Source organism: Nitrospirota bacterium, assembly GCA_040754395.1.
Taxonomy (GTDB): Bacteria; Nitrospirota; Thermodesulfovibrionia; order Thermodesulfovibrionales; family SM23-35; genus JBFMCL01.
This window is the reverse complement of the sequence record JBFMCL010000004.1, coordinates 82,312-97,995: the sequence shown is the minus strand read 5'-3', so window position 1 is coordinate 97,995 and position 15,684 is coordinate 82,312. Positions and strand designations below refer to the sequence as shown.

Here is a 15,684-nt window from a genome sequence, read left to right as displayed (position 1 = left end):
ACATTAAACAATAATGATCTTCCTCTCCCTGGCAAAATTTTTGAGCACCATTGAGGCAGAATTGAGCCTTTGGAGCCGGGTGTTCCTCCACCTGATAGCCTGGACATCGCCGTGAGGAAATTTTTCTCCCCGTATCTCTACCTGAACTTTCATCATTTCGTGGTAAAGTCCCTTGATGGATTCTCCGTCGAGCGGTTTCAGAAAAAGCGGATTTACTACCACATATCCTTCAGCTATGTCATAGGTGATCGCCTTCAGGCTTTTTCCCCTTATGGTCGGCATTAGACCGTCTCTTTAATCCTGAAAATTCGTGAGGCAAGAATCCCGACTTCATACAGAATGATTATTGGTACAGCCATGAGGGACTGGTTGAAGGCATCGGGCGTCGGAGTAAGCATGGCTGCAATCACAAACGCGATCAGGATGGCATACTTCCTGTTCTTTGCGAGGGTTTGCGGAGTTACGAAACCCATGCGTGTTGCAAAGATGATAAATATCGGAAGTTCGAATACCGCACCGAATGCAAGAATAAACTTAAGGCAGAAATCAACATACTGACCGATTGAAAGCATCGGCATCATGAAATCCCCTATCTTGTAAGTAAGCAGGAAACTCATGGCAAACGGCAGAACGATGAAAAAACAGAACGCAGCACCAACAAGGAAGAGGAGTGTTGCTACCAGGACAAACGGAACGACATATTTTTTCTCTTTTTTATGAAGTCCGGGTGAAATAAAACTCCACAGCTGCTGGAAAATGATGGGAAGTGCAAGTATAAGGGCGGCAACTATAGCGATCTTCATGTTCATCCAGAATCCTTCAGCAGGTGAAAGAAACACGAGTTTCATGTTCTGGAGCTTGTCATGGGGCGCAAAATACATGTACCTTTTTGTTACCGAGAAATCCAGGCTGTATTTGAGAGGGAACATGAGGAACCTGAGGATCTGTTCGGAAAAATTGAAGGCAATGACAAACGTAACGCATAAACCGATCAAGGAAACGGTAATTTTTTTTCTGAGTTCACCGAGATGTTCGAGAAATCCCATCATCCTGGTTTCTGACATGCTAACCTTCTGCCTCCGTATCTATTGGAAGAATTATTTTCAAAACCTGATAAGTTTTGCGGTCAATACAATGCAGGGGAATTCTGATTCTATTTCTGAAATGGATCATTAAGGTTTTTAAGGCACCACCTGAACCAATATCTCATTTTCCCTTTTTGGAACCACTGTCCGCATGATCCTCCACATCCTTTATTGTGCTGTCAATGGTCTTGTTGAGTTCTTCTGACTCGGTCTCAACCTGTGTCTGAACTTCCTTCACGGTGTCTTTTATTGTTTTTTCGGTAGATTTTACTTCTGTCTCAAGCTGCTTCTTGACATCCGTCACCGTATCGCGGATATCTGAAGTTGTTTCCTTGAATTCCTCTTCTACGGACTCCTTCACATCCTGCAATGCCTTTTTTAATTCACCAAGGCCTTTGCCGAGAGTCCTGCCCAGTTCCGGCAGTTTTTTGGGGCCGAAAACCAGGAGGGCAACGATGAAAATTACTATCAGTTCCGGCATGCCAATATCAAACATCTCTTAGTTATTCCTCTTCATATATTTTCTTGATCTTCTTTTTTTCGGCAGGTGACAGAAATGTCACTGTAAATATTATTCTGGTTTCAGGGTTTCTGTTTTTCAGATCGAACCCTGCACCAAATGTAGTATAAATAAAATCCGTGGTCGTAAACCTGTACCCGATCCGGCCCTCTACTGAATCGAGTTTTCCTGAATCATGACTTTTTTTGCAGTATAACTCTGCGAGAAACTTAAAGTTGTGTGATGCAGCGAAATCGAGTCCGGCAAGGAATGATATGTCGTCTTCAAAATCACCGGAACCGGCTTTCTCATAAAAAAGATTCAGATGTCCATTTACCGGACCGATCCTTTTGCTGATTACAAGACCCAGACCGTACCTTCCATCGGTACTCAGCTGACTTCGTCCTGAAGGGAGAGACGCGTTCAGTACGTATGCAAGTGATGGGCCATACCTGCCTTCATCAAAAAACCTGTGCTTCAGGCCGAATGCGGGATCTTCAAAACCATCTGTTGTATCGTTGCCAAATACGTACGGAACAGTGAGCAGGATTTCAAGATTATCAGTAATGCCATATGCGCTCTTGAAAACAAAACGATAGAAATCAGGGTCTATTGATACTTCAGAACCCGCAGAAAGGGCTACCTTGCCCCGGGGAAGGCTCTCAGCGCTGAAGGTCGAGAAAACCCCGTATGGGTCAACTGGCTGAATGCCGGTAACTTCGAAACCATATGAAATTCCGCACAGGACAATGAATACAAAAAAAAGGCTCAGCCAGAAGCTTTTCATTGTTAAAAATAGCAGAAAAAACTCAAGAGTGTCAATGAATTAAAGTTTTTCTTGATCCTCTGTCATTGACAAAGTCGGAGACCGGAAAATATAATTATACAATCAATTTCCTTTTATGAAAATAAGGGAATTACAGGAGGTTCACATGGCAGAAGGAATACATGAAGCGACGACCGCTAACTGGGAGAATGAGGTGCTCAAGACGGAGGGGGTCGTCATGATTGATTTCTGGGCGGCATGGTGTGGTCCGTGCAGGATGATCTCCCCCACGGTCGAGGAGCTGGCAAAAGAGTATTCTGGCAAAGTGAAAGTATTGAAACTGAATACCGATGAAAATTCTGAAATCGCCAGCAGATACAAAATCATGGGAATCCCGACAATCATGTTTTTCAAAAACGGAGAAAAGATGGATCAGATAGTCGGTGTTGTTCCGAAACAGCAGCTTAAGGCAAAATTGGATTCCCTCCTCAGTGCATAAGCAGAATGTATCCATCCTGAGAGCGGTGTAACCATTCGATATCAAATGATAAAAAGGTTTTTCTATGTTTGAATCTCTCACCGAGAAACTGGAATCTATCTTTAAGAAACTGAAAGGCAAAGGCCTCCTTAAGGAAGAGGATGTCGAGGTTGCCCTGAAGGAGATACGTATTGCCCTTTTGGAGGCAGACGTCAATTTCAAGGTTGTGAAGGAGTTTATTGCAAAGGTAAAGGAGAAGGCTGTCGGAAAGGAAGTTCTCGAAAGCCTTACCCCGGGGCAGCAGGTTATCAAAATAGTAAATGACGAACTTTGCGAACTGCTCGGGAAAACGAACAGCAGGATTCAACTGTTACCCAACCCGCCTACTATTATCATGATGGTAGGCCTCCACGGTTCCGGAAAAACCACGACAGCTGCAAAGCTTGCCAGAATGTTCAAAAAGGAAGGCAGAAGGCCTCTGCTTGTTGCCGCAGACCTCCAGAGACCTGCTGCCATTGACCAGCTGGTCGCGCTTGGTGGACAGATTGACGTGGCTGTCTTTTCATCAAGGGAAATCAAGGATCCGGTGAACCTCTGCAGCGAGGCGGTCAAAAAGGCAAGACTGGATGCAAGGGATGTGGTAATCCTTGATACTGCCGGAAGGCTGCATATTGATGAGTCGCTTATGACAGAACTCAGAAAAATCAGGGAGAGTGTCCTGCCAAAAGAGGTTATCTTTGTCGCTGATGCCATGACAGGACAGGATGCGGTCAATATTGCTAAAAATTTCGGGGAACAGATTGGAATTGACGGGATCATTCTTACCAAGATGGATGGCGATGCGAGAGGCGGTGCGGCACTCTCTATCATTTCAGTTACCGGGAAACCAATAAAATTCATCGGGACCGGAGAAAAGATAGATGCTCTGGAAGCGTTTTATCCTGACAGGATCGCGTCGAGGATACTCGGCAAGGGGGACGTCCTGGGTCTGATAGAGCAGGCCCAGAAAACGTTTGACCAGAAAGAGGCGGAAAAGCTTCAGAAGACCATAATGGATGAATCGTTCACGTTTGATGATCTCAGGGAACAGCTGAAGAAGATGCGCAACATGGGACCCCTTGAAAACCTTATTAATATGATACCAGGCATGAACAAGGTCAAGGATATGGATATAGATGAAAGAGAACTGGTCAAAGTCGAGGCAATCATCAGTTCCATGACGAAAAAGGAACGGAGAGATCATACGATTATCAATGGGAGCAGAAGAAGGAGGATTGCAACCGGAAGCGGTACAACCGTAACGGACGTGAACAGGGTAATAAAGCAGTACATCGAAATAAAGAGAATGCTGAAGATGTTCAAGGGGAAAAAAGGCTTCAAGATACCGAAAATCCTCCCTTTTTAAAGCCTGAAAGGCAGCCGGGAAGTTCAGGCCTGGCTGTGAATGCAGAAATATTCACGCAAATGAGAAGAAGAGAGAAGTGTTCTCTTGGTCTGAAAAACACATGAAAGTGCCTCTGGATGAAATACAATTTGTACTCCTTGATATGGACGGTACTCTGCTCGACAAGTATTTTGATGACTACTTCTGGGAACATCTCGTTCCTGAAACATATGCAGAAAAATATAATATCACGTTCGGCAAGGCGAAAGAAGCGCTCATGGGCAAGTACAGGATACATGAAGGAACATTAAACTGGACAGACCTCGACTTCTGGTCGAAAGAGCTTGATCTCGACATCCCCGCCCTGAAGGAACAGATAAAGCATCTCATAGAAGTTCATCCTCATGTCGAAACCTTTCTTATGAATATGAGGAAACGCAGGAAAAAAGTCTTTCTCGTGACGAATGCACATTATAAATCAATCGACCTGAAATTCAGGAAGACACAGATAGGAAAACATTTCGATACTGTTTTGTCTTCGTTTGATGCCGGGTATCCGAAAGAAAGCCTGGAATTCTGGAAAGTTGCTGAAAGACGTCTCGGCTTTGACAGGGAGAAGACGCTTTTCATCGATGATACTGAGGAGATACTGAAAACGGCAAGGCGTTTCGGCATCAGGTTTCTTCTGTACAAGGCGAGGGCGAATTCCAAAGTAAGTCCAAAGCAGTCCAGACATTTTTTGCATATTACCGACTTCGATGAATTGTTATGAATTCTGCTGAACTGTTCGTGAAATGTCTCGAGGCAGAGGGGGTTAAGCATGTTTTTAGCCTCCCCGGAGAAGAGACAATCGACCTGTTGAAAGCCCTGACCTCATCGACCATAGAAGTGGTAACCACCCATGATGAACGTTGGGCTGCATTCATGGCAAATGCCTATGGGAGGCTTACCGGAAAACCGGGTGTGTGCCTTTCCACACTCGGTCCGGGGGCAACGAATCTCATGACTGGGGTTGCCGATGCCCTTCTCGATTTCTCGCCGATGGTTGCAATAACAGGGCAAACCAGCATTGCAAAGACTCACAAGGAGTCCCACCAGTATATTGATATTCTTTCTGCGTTCAGAACGGTCACCAAGTGGAATGCAAGGATTGAGAGTCCGAATGTCATCCCGGAGATTGTCAGAAAGGCATTCAAGACTGCCTCTGCCGAGAAACCAGGTCCGTCACATATTGAATTCCCGGAAAACGTCGCATTGAACGATGCAGTCGGAAATCCCGTTCCCCATGAAACTGAGCACTACCCCGAACCTTCAGAGGATGCCATTGATCACGCCGTCACCTTAATTAGAGATGCAAAATTCCCTCTGGTTCTCGTGGGAAACGGTATTATTCGTGGGAAGGCTTCGCGTGCACTGAGGAAGTTTGTCTCCCGAACACACATCGGAGTTGCAGCCACATTCATGGGCATGGGAGCGCTACCGTCTGATGATGACTGTTTCATCTCTACTGTAGGACTTCAATCGCGTGATTATATATCATGCGGATTTGAGAAAGCAGACCTCATTATTGCTGTCGGATATGATCCTGTGGAATTCAGCCCCCGGTACTGGAATCCCGACACGAATAAAAGGATAATCCACATCCACTTTGTTCCGTCTGAAACGGATTCCCATTATCCTGCAATCGAAATCATCGGGGACATCGCCAGGGCACTTTCTCTCCTGTCGGAGCGCCTGGACGGCAGGGAGATATCTCCCTATTACCTGAAGCTGAAGGTGCTTGCAGATCATGGAGTGCATTTCTCGCACAAGGGATTTCCGCTCAGGCCTCTCAGGATATTGAAGGAAATACGGCATGTCCTCGGTCGCACTGATATACTCATCAGTGATGTCGGTGCTCACAAGATCTGGATTGCCAGGTTCTTTCCGGCTTATGCTGAGAATACCGTTCTTATATCCAATGGCTTTGCGTCTATGGGCTTTGGGATTCCTGCCGCCATATCGGCAAAACTGCTTTTTCCTGAGAAAAAGGTGATCGCGGCAGTGGGTGACGGCGGATTTCTGATGTCCATGTGCGAGATTAATACCGCGGTCAGGCTCGGCATCAGTTTTGTTTGCCTGATATTCAATGACGGAGGGTACGGGCTCATAGAATGGAAAGAAAAACTGCGGTACAAAGAGTCATTTCACGTAAAGTTCAATACCCCTGATTTCGTCCGTATCGCAGAGTCTTTCGGCGCAAGGGGCTACAGGATTTCTTCAGAGGATGAACTCTTGCCTGTCCTGAATGATGCCCTCAGTCAGGCAGTACCTTCGATAATTGACTGTCCGGTGGATTACTCCGACAATCTGATAATGACCGAAAAACTGGGACGCCTGATCTGTCCCATGTGACGCACCTGTGTAATTCACCTGTTGTTAAACTCTGTACAAATATCTTACAATATCTCTCCATGCATATCGTGTGTCCGATAGATCTTACAAATGAGCCCAAGATAGCCTATTTTTCAATGGAGATAGGCATACAGAATGATATACCGACCTATAGCGGTGGTCTCGGGGTACTGGCCGGAGACACGATCAGAACAAGTGCGGACCTCAAGCTTCCAATGGTTGCCGTCACCGTGCTGACAAAGAAGGGATATTTCATACAGGATCTGGACGAATCGGGACGGCAGACCGAATCTCCAGTATTATGGGATCCCGCAAAGTATATGACCCTGCTCCCTACAAAAATTTCTGTCCAGATAGAAGGTAGGGACGTCCTTGTCCAGGCGTGGCAATATAATGAGAAAAGCCTGACCGGGGGTTTTGTTCCGATTTTCTTTCTTGACACGGATATCGAAGAGAATGACCCCGAGGACAGGGAAATAACCCATTATCTGTATGGAGGAGACCTGGCCTACAGGCTGAAGCAGGAAATTGTCCTCGGCATAGGAGGAGTAAGAATGCTCCATGAACTCGGGTTCGAGATCAAGAAGTATCATATGAATGAAGGGCATTCAAGTCTTCTCACCATCGAACTGCTCAACAGATTCAAGCGGCCTATTGAAGACGTGTGGGATGAAAAGTTGGTATGGGATGTAGAGAAAGTAAAAGACCTTTGCGTGTTTACTACGCATACCCCTATAGAGGCCGGTCATGATCGCTTTCCGTACGACCTTGTCATGAAGACAATGGGGGAGCAGATTCCTCTGAACGTTCTGAAGGAGCTCGGAGGCAAAGACAGCATGAACATGACCCGGCTCGGCCTCAATCTGAGCGAATTCATAAACGGTGTCGCAAAAAAACACGGAGAGGTATCAAGGAACATGTTTCCCGGATATGAGATCAGTGCAATCACGAATGGTGTCCACACCTTCACCTGGACTTGCGACAGTTTTAAGAATCTGTTTGACAATTATCTTCCCGGGTGGGCGAATGAACCCGAGTTGTTCGTAAGGGTTGGACGTGTTCCTGACGATGATATCTGGAATGCACACCTTGAGGCAAAGAACATTTTGATGGATTATGTCAAAAAACAAACCGGTGTCGCCATGAGTCAGGATATTCTCACCATCGGTTTTGCACGGAGGGCTACAGCATACAAAAGGGCTGATCTTATTTTCAGCGACATTGAGAGACTTGAAAAAATGGGAACCGGCAAGCTCCAGATAATATATGCGGGAAAAGCGCATCCCAGGGACGATATGGGAAAGAGGCTGATAGAAAAAATATTTACCGTGAGGGAAAGACTGAAAGGCAGGATACAGCTGGCATATCTGAAAAATTATGACATGTCAATCGCTCTCATGATGGTTTCCGGAGTTGATATTTGGCTGAATACGCCTTTGCGACCCAGAGAGGCCTCAGGAACGAGCGGGATGAAGGCAGCCCATAACGGAGTGCTGAACTTCAGTGTTCTCGATGGTTGGTGGATAGAAGGGCATATAGAAGGGTTTACCGGATGGTCAATAGGCCCGAATCCGACCGAGACAACTCTGGTTGAGAATACGGATACTAGGGATGCAGATGACCTTTACAACAAGCTTGAGGATACCATCATACCAATGTTTTATAATGACAGGCGCACATGGATAAGGATGATGCAGAATGCGATAGGGAAGAATGCCTATTATTTCAACTCCCATCGCATGATGCGACGTTATGTCACGGAAGCTTACATACGATAGCGTCACCACGATTTAAATATTACAGATATCGTATTTCGCTTTACATGCCCGAGTAATCCGAAAAATCTCCGGTCAGTTACTGCCCAAAAGATTTTTGCGGCGTCTCTGCACAGTAATATTTCTGAAGTTCTCCCTGACTGAAACTCCCCTGGAGGACGCAAAACCTGAGGGCATATATGCTGTTGAATGTGTAATTGCGAAATGTCCTTTTCTGTCCAGGAGAATTACCCCCGCTTGTCCGCCCAGACAGATCAGCCGCCTCAATGATGTGGATGAAGAAGTCCGGAGGGACATGTATTGAAGATTCATGCATATCTCCTTTGCAAGGACTAAACGCAGGATATATTCTCCGATACCTGTGCAGGCAGCAGCTCCGAGCGAGTTTTCTGCATAGATGCCGGAACCGATCATCGGCGTGTCACCGACCCTCCCGGGCAGCATTGCACTGACCCCGCCTGTGGATGAACCGGCTGCAAGATTTCCATAGGCATCGAGGGCAACTGCCCCGACAGTCGAAAAATACTGTCCGTAAATATTCCAGATTTCTTTCTGGCACTTTCTTTTTTTCTCGAGCCTGGCGAGGTCTTCTTTGTCAGTTCCATGCAGGGGCGGAAGGTTATGTGCCTCTGCTATCTTTTTTGCCCCCGTATTTGTGAGAACAGTATGCGGCAGGTCCATGATAATCCGCGCCATCTTTATGGGGTTACGTATTCCTTCCAGGCCGATAACCGTGCCTGCACGAAGACTGCTTCCTTCCATGAGAGAAGCATCCAGTCTTCTGGCACCATCCATCTGCAGGTTCCCGCCTGCACCCGCATTAAACAGACCGGAATCTTCAAGAATTACTATAGCGTTCGAAACGGCATCGAGTGATGTGCCCCCTTCCTGCAATACTCTGAATCCTGAGGAAATTGATTCAGAAAGCTTTTTCAGCACCCTTTTGGAAGGTCTTCTGGATCCTGCCCCGCCGTGCACGATCAAACGCATGTAACTTACAGTACGGTCAGGGAGGGCAGATGGGTGAAAAGGATAAAGCCCTTCGACGCAAGAGAGAATATTTTTTCCGCAGCTTCACGGTATATCTCCATCTGAAAACGATATTTTTCAAGCAGTTCCGGGAGTTCCCGGTTGCGCGCGGGAAAGGTTTTGTAGTCGTATATCAAAGCGGTATTTTCTTTTATGATAATCCTGTCGATTCTGCCCCTGTATGCTATGTCTCCCTTGTGCAGGATGAAGGGGAGTTCCGCAAAAGAACGCTCCTTGGGAAGGATGATATTTTCCAGATGCCCTGACACACGGAGCTTTTGAAAATCTTCTTTTATGATACTGATCAGGCCTTCCGCATCTTGGCCGGAGAATAGCTCATTTCTGAGCAGAATACGTGCTTTGTCAGTGACTTCTTCCGGTTTCAGGGTTCCCTTCGAAAGACTTTCAAAAAGGCTGTGAAAAACCCTTCCGAGCAGCACCCAGTCTTCTCCATGCGTAATCCTGATATCCATCGATTCGGTCACATCACGCCATTTTACGGCAGGTTCATAAGGAATCCGTTCCGTATATGAAGGACCGGAAAAAAGCTCGTCCTGAGAAAATGATGGCGGACGGGAGGTTATCCCGCGGGACGACCATATCCGCTCGATCTCCTGTTCATGAATTACGCTGAGTGATGAGAGGTGTTCGAGATTTCCCGTCATATATCCAAGCCTTCCTGTGTGGGGCTGGTCTTTTTTGGGAACTCCGAGCATGCAGAGATAGTCCTTCGCCCTTGTAACCGCAACGTAAAAAAGCCTCTTTTCCTCTTCAAGTTCCTTTTCTTTCTGCCGCTGAAAGTGAATATTCTTTCTTCTCTTAGACGGATCTTCCTCATGTGCAAAAGCTATGCTTCCCTCATCTTCCATGAGTACAATAGGTCCGCTTTTCGGTGAATTGACCTCATCCAGGGAAGGAAGAAAGACGATCGGGAACTGCAGACCTTTAGCCGCATGTATTGTCATGATTTTTACTGCATTCATACCTTCGGTATTGATGTTCGCTTTTGCTTCTTCTCCGGTCTTTGACGAGATAAGTTTTTCCCTGATCTCGAGGCAGGAAAAACCACGGGACTCATATTGTTCGATGATTGCAATGAACTTCCTGATATTCCCATGACGCTGCTTTTCCCAGAAATACTGCCATGCAGTTGTTTCTGACAGAACTTCCTCGATCATCACCGCAAGAGGTGTCCTGTATGACCTCTCAATCCATGCGGAAATGCGGACAAATGCATTCATCAGCTTCTTGTTGCGTGAGGAATGGATCTTCTCAAACAAGGGGATGTCTCCACGGGAGATGAGCGGCAGCAGAGTGTTGTACTCGATGCCAAAGAGGGGAGACCTCAGAATGCAGAAAAGACTGTGATCATCAAGGGGATCAATCAGAAGAGAGATGAATTCCCTTAACAGCGCGACTTCCGGTTCGTCATAAAACCCGATGCCTTTTACCACCACGAACGGTATATCGTGACGCCTGAGGGCATCTTCAAAGACAGACAGATGAGTCCTCTTTCTAAGGAGGATAGCCATATCTCCATATGTGCATGGCCTGTGAAATTCATTGTCCCATATCTCGTGGAAATCATTCAGATAACTGATCTGCTTTGCAAGAACAGAAGCCTCCTTCTCCCGGTTTTTCTTTGTGCTTTCCCCGCCTTTAAGGAGCATGAGTTCAACGCGGCCGTCCCCTGTCCTTGTGGCCTCAAATGGTGTATAACGGGTGCGCCATGTCTCATGGAGCGAAGGAGGCATTATTCTTGAAAAAAGGGAATTGGTAAAATCGATAATCCCGGGCAGGCTTCGGTAGTTTTCCCGTATTTCTTCAAAATGGTACTGCTCACCGAGCCATTCAGAGAATCTCTTTTTTGCTTTGTGAAATACGCTGACGTTTGACCCGCGGAAAAGATAGATAGACTGTTTTTCATCGCCGACGAGAAAGATGGTGGGAATTTTGCCGGCGGCTCTCTTTGCGCCGAGACCTGAGCGCCATTCTTCAGTCAGTTTGTCGATGATCTTCCATTGCAGAGAACTCGTATCCTGAAACTCATCAACAAGGATATGGTCTGTATGTTCGTCAAATGAATACAGGATGTTCTGCCATTGGGGGTTTTGCAGGAGGGCTTCATACGTAAGAATCTCGATGTCATTGAAATCAATGAGATGCTTCTCTCTTTTCTTAATGGTATAGCGGTTGAGACATCGTCGGTAGAGCGTGAGCAGGTTAATTTCCTCCTGGCTGAAACGGTGATCTTCCGTCAGCATGACTTCCGGAATTGGCCTTCTGCTGTGCAGTTCGTTGAGGGTACGCAAAAGGACATCCCAGCCCTTTATTCCCCTGCTTACCATCATCTCAAAGAAAAGGTCAGGATGTTCTTTTTCGACAAGCAGACTCTCATAAACGGAATCTGACCAAAGGAGCGATGCGTTGAATTCATCAGTAACGTTAAGAGAGGGATCGAGGCCGAGTTCGATCGAAAATCGCTTAAGCAGTTTCAGGCAGAAGGCATGAATTGTTGATATGCGCATCAACGGCATCTTTTCACGCACATTGGTAAATATTGAGAGGTTTTCCTGTTCGAGTATGCGGAGTATCCTCTCCTTCATTTCTGCGGCTGCCTTTTCGGTAAACGTGATTGCGAGAATTTTTTCGATTTCAGAGCCGCCTTCAAGCAGACTCACATATCTCCTTGCGAGTTTCTCGGTCTTTCCGGAACCTGCGGGGGATGAGATGATAACGCTTTTTGTTATATCAAGATACTTTTCCATGTTTGTACCCATTACCCGATCGCATATGCTCAGGCCGATTTCTGAATAAAAGGACAATAAGGCCTTTCCGGACAGTTTCTGCATATCTGCTCATTCAGCGGATCCGCAGGAAAATATCCGTTACGCAATTGTTCAACAGTCTCACTGAGAAAGCGGAGACTTGTTTCCAGATAGTCATCGATTGAACGGCCATCTCGCTTGTCATTTCTCCCGGGTATCCAGGTTATTGACATGTCCTTAAGAGAGTAGATACCCGCGCGGACAACCTCTTTTCCCGTCGCCTTCATGAGGGAGGCATAAAGGAATAATTGAAGAGAGGCGCCCTTTGACAATACCTGAGGACCGCTGAATTGCACTGAACCTGTTTTATAGTCGATAATTTCGATTACCGTGCTGTTCGGTCCATCAGAGAGAAAAGTATTGTGTGTGGGGTCGTGCAAGGGATGAGCGGTATCTGGTCTTTTTATGTCGATACGGTCAATTTTCCCTTTAAGCTTAACCCCCCTTATGACTTCCCCGGCAACCTTGAATTCAGCTGTCTGAAAAGCATATCCCTCTTCCCGGATTTTCTTCTCAATCTTGTACAGTTCCGGCAAAAGGGCAATGAAGGTTTTACCGATCACTCTTTTCCAGTATTCATCAATCGGTTTTTGAGAGAGAAGGCTGTGTGTTGTTTCTTCTGACACGAATGTAAGCTCGTGGAGATCCTTGAAAGGATGCGCGATAACCTCCTGCATTATTTCATGCATGATTGAGCCGAGCAAAGATGCCTCAATCTCGAATTTTCTGATTTCGGTCGGCTGAAGATTGAGTATTTTTTCTATAAAGAACTTTCTCGGACAGCTTCTGAACGAATCGATATCCGTTACCCTTATATGCGAATCTGTACCGAAGATTTTCTTGAGTAATGGTGATTTCTTGCTGGAAATATCCGTAAGATAAAATGTGAATGGTGTCAGTCCTTTTCTTATCAGTTCTTCTTCCATTGAAAATATGCCGTAACACCTGCTGGGTATTTCTCTGTTCCATGGGAGATAAGGAGAGGGCAGGGCCATCTGATCTTCCTCCATGGATGGATAGGAAAGATGAAGATTTGTTGCCGATGCCGTTGCCCTGAAATATATGAATTTCTGAAGTAGCAGATATCTTTCAAGATTTGAAAGGCCGAAACGTGTCCTGACACTGTCGGGAAGGATATGGTCAATATCAGGTTTTGAAGGAAGTTCTCCGTCCCTGAGCCCGCCGATATAGAGAAACTCAGGTTCGATTCCCTGTATCTCGCGGAAAGCCATAATTCTTACTCCCGGTCTTTCGATTTCTGTTTCGGTTGTGTTCAGGACATGTTTCAGGGCATCTATGTACTGGCGCAAAGTAAGAGGGGTGATATCAGCTGCGTGCGACATCATAATGTCAATGAAAGAGAGTTCCCTGAGAAGACGAAAGGTCTTTTCCTTGAGATCTGCATCGTCATCTGACGAAAAATCAAACTCATCCAGAAGAGAGAGTATGCACTCACTGAACAGCGAACAGTTGCCGGATTCTTTCAGGTTTTCAAGGGGTGCAAGTTTGCTGAAAATGCGACCCAGTTCCTTTTCGAGACCGGGCGGGATACCTTTTGTTGATAACAGATCATGTCCGTTTTGTAAGAAAGATGATATTTTGAGCCAGGACTCTTTTCCTCTGGAAATGCCGGTTACAATGCATAAGCGCGGGATATGGGATTGAAACAGGGGAGAAAGTTTCCTGAAAAAAGGGGACACAAGGAACTGCGAGAAAGTAAGCCTTGGGTAATTGTCTGCAACTGATTCAAGCATGGCGACGAGATCAAGAAACGGTCTCGTTTCTCCGAGTGTTTTCAGGTGAGACAAAGAATGCGGAATGCCGTATTTCCTGAAAATCCGTGAAATTCTGTGTGTATATTTTTCCATAACAGGACAGGTAACAATAATTTTTTCGAGGTTGCGCATTCTGCCGGATACAAAATTATTTTTTATGTTTCGCGCAATGCCTTCCACTTCTTCATCAATTCCGGGATATGAATGATACACAGGTTCGGGAGCATCATGCAGAGGATTTTTCTGAATCTTTTCATATTTAAAGTTATTATTCAGAAAAGAAATATATCTTTTTGTTATAAAAGTAAAATTATTATCATAGGGTATTGAAATGAGAACATTCTCAGAGTTTCCAATCAGATGTTTCAATATCTCTTCCTCCGTTGAGGTGAGATCGTAAAAACCGTCAATAAGCAAGTGAGTATGGCTGAAATTGTGCATGCTGATAAGTTCCGGGCAGGCAGACATCACATCGTTCTCATCGATTGCAGAACATGAGCGAAGGAGTTGCTGATAGGCATTCAGAAGATCAAGCGCATATTCTGCCCGCGCAGCAATTTCATCAGGGATGCCGAGCTCATGAAAAATACCGTTCATTTCACTGCGGATTGACGCAAGATCCTTTCCTGAATGGTGCTGTTTTATCTCAGATATGAATTGAGAGATGATGGCAGAAAACCCGAGCCCCATGCCGGAGAGTCGAGATACAATCACAGGAATGACTGCCTGAGCGATGATTTTTTTGTTTCCATGCACTGAATACAGTTTTTTAGAGAGTTGCTTGAGCGTATGCATTTCAGGCGGGATATAACATCCCCCTGCAATTTTTGAGAACAGTTGCTGGCTGTCAAGAAGTTTTTGAGGAGAAGGGGAAAGATAAAGGATTGAAGAGTAATCAGACCCCGTGATATCTTCTGCAGCTGTTCTGAGGATATCAGCGGTTGATCCTCTGTAGCGAAAAGGGAAGGTAAAGACCTTAATCGGCATATTCCGTTACCAGATCTATTATACCATCAGCGAATGCAGGCAACTTAAGCATAACAATGGCGTCTGATATAATAAAACTTGCGATTTTAAAGAAAGTTATATTTAATAGTAGTCAGGTATTTTTGCAGGATTGTACTTTCCGCTGATGAGGAGAAACGATATGATAGTGGGAAAACCTCTGCTTACGACACGTCAGATTCAGACGCGGGTCAGTGAACTCGGGAGCATGATATCCAGCGATTATAAGGGGAAGGACATCCTTGCGGTCGGTATATTCAAGGGAGCGTTCATGTTTTTTACAGATCTGGTCAGATCTATAGAGGTCCCCATGACGATTGACTTTATTATTGCGTCAAGCTACATAAAGACTGATACGTCTGGAGTGGTGAAGGTTTATTATGATGTCCGGGAGGATATGTCAGGCAGGGATGTGCTCCTAATTGAGGATATTGTTGATACCGGGGTGACACTCAATCATATAAGGGAAAGGATTCTCTCAAGATCTCCCAAAAGCCTCAGAATATGCACATTTCTCGATAAAAAAGAGAGAAGAATAGTTGAGATCCCTCTCGATTATGTCGGATTTGAGATCCCGAACAGGTTTGTGGTCGGGTATGGTCTTGATTATGATAACAAGTTCAGAAATCTTCCCTATATATCGATATTCAAGAAAAAAGCATAATT

General features: G+C 45.6%; 13 protein-coding genes. 6 read left to right on the top strand and 7 right to left on the bottom strand.

Going from position 1 to position 15,684, the window contains the following annotated elements:
* Window positions 1–3: 3 nt before the first annotated feature.
* The 4 genes from AB1552_03360 to AB1552_03345 all read right to left on the bottom strand — a co-directional run bounded on the left by AB1552_03360 (window position 4) and on the right by AB1552_03345 (window position 2,371).
* Window positions 4–282, bottom strand: coding sequence for a hypothetical protein (locus AB1552_03360; protein ID MEW6052816.1), 279 nt, complete (start codon window positions 280–282; stop codon window positions 4–6).
* The gene (gene tatC / locus AB1552_03355; protein ID MEW6052815.1) at window positions 282–1,064 is read right to left on the bottom strand and encodes a twin-arginine translocase subunit TatC; all 783 of its coding nucleotides are present in this window, start codon (window positions 1,062–1,064) and stop codon (window positions 282–284) included. Before tatC ends, AB1552_03360 begins: the two co-directional genes overlap by 1 nt.
* Before the next feature lie 142 nt (window positions 1,065–1,206).
* A complete protein-coding gene (gene tatA, locus AB1552_03350; protein MEW6052814.1) occupies window positions 1,207–1,581 on the bottom strand; it encodes a twin-arginine translocase TatA/TatE family subunit in 375 nt (124 codons plus the stop codon).
* A 7-nt stretch (window positions 1,582–1,588) separates the two neighbouring features.
* Entirely contained in the window at window positions 1,589–2,371 is a 783-nt protein-coding gene (locus AB1552_03345; GenBank protein ID MEW6052813.1) for a hypothetical protein, read from the bottom strand.
* A 145-nt stretch (window positions 2,372–2,516) separates the two neighbouring features.
* Between AB1552_03345 and trxA the strand changes: the two genes are divergently transcribed.
* From trxA to glgP, 5 genes are all read left to right on the top strand, one after another.
* Window positions 2,517–2,849, top strand: a complete 333-nt coding sequence (gene trxA / locus AB1552_03340; protein MEW6052812.1) for a thioredoxin — start codon at window positions 2,517–2,519, stop codon at window positions 2,847–2,849.
* Between the two features lie 64 nt (window positions 2,850–2,913).
* Complete coding sequence (gene ffh / locus AB1552_03335; protein ID MEW6052811.1) at window positions 2,914–4,233, top strand: signal recognition particle protein; 1,320 nt, start codon at window positions 2,914–2,916, stop codon at window positions 4,231–4,233.
* Between the two features lie 100 nt (window positions 4,234–4,333).
* The gene (gene yrfG / locus AB1552_03330) at window positions 4,334–4,984 is read left to right on the top strand and encodes a GMP/IMP nucleotidase (GenBank protein MEW6052810.1); all 651 of its coding nucleotides are present in this window, start codon (window positions 4,334–4,336) and stop codon (window positions 4,982–4,984) included.
* Window positions 4,981–6,606 (top strand): acetolactate synthase large subunit, encoded by a 1,626-nt coding sequence (locus AB1552_03325; protein MEW6052809.1) that lies wholly within the window; start codon window positions 4,981–4,983, stop codon window positions 6,604–6,606. Before yrfG ends, AB1552_03325 begins: the two co-directional genes overlap by 4 nt.
* Window positions 6,607–6,665: 59 nt before the next feature.
* The gene (gene glgP / locus AB1552_03320; GenBank protein MEW6052808.1) at window positions 6,666–8,384 is read left to right on the top strand and encodes an alpha-glucan family phosphorylase; all 1,719 of its coding nucleotides are present in this window, start codon (window positions 6,666–6,668) and stop codon (window positions 8,382–8,384) included.
* Between the two features lie 72 nt (window positions 8,385–8,456).
* Here the strand turns inward: glgP and AB1552_03315 are convergent, their stop codons facing one another.
* The 3 genes from AB1552_03315 to AB1552_03305 are packed head-to-tail and all read right to left on the bottom strand — an operon-like array spanning window position 8,457 to window position 15,000.
* Window positions 8,457–9,371, bottom strand: coding sequence for an isoaspartyl peptidase/L-asparaginase (locus AB1552_03315; protein ID MEW6052807.1), 915 nt, complete (start codon window positions 9,369–9,371; stop codon window positions 8,457–8,459).
* A gap of 5 nt (window positions 9,372–9,376) precedes the next feature.
* Window positions 9,377–12,262, bottom strand: coding sequence for a UvrD-helicase domain-containing protein (locus AB1552_03310; protein ID MEW6052806.1), 2,886 nt, complete (start codon window positions 12,260–12,262; stop codon window positions 9,377–9,379).
* Window positions 12,208–15,000 carry a PD-(D/E)XK nuclease family protein gene (locus tag AB1552_03305; GenBank protein MEW6052805.1) on the bottom strand — a complete coding sequence of 931 codons (2,793 nt, stop codon included), beginning with the start codon at window positions 14,998–15,000 and terminating at the stop codon, window positions 12,208–12,210. Before AB1552_03305 ends, AB1552_03310 begins: the two co-directional genes overlap by 55 nt.
* A 160-nt stretch (window positions 15,001–15,160) precedes the next feature.
* Here AB1552_03305 and hpt point away from each other — a divergent pair, with 160 nt between their 5' ends.
* Entirely contained in the window at window positions 15,161–15,682 is a 522-nt protein-coding gene (gene hpt, locus AB1552_03300; GenBank protein MEW6052804.1) for a hypoxanthine phosphoribosyltransferase, read from the top strand.
* The last annotated feature ends 2 nt before the right edge of the window (window positions 15,683–15,684 follow it).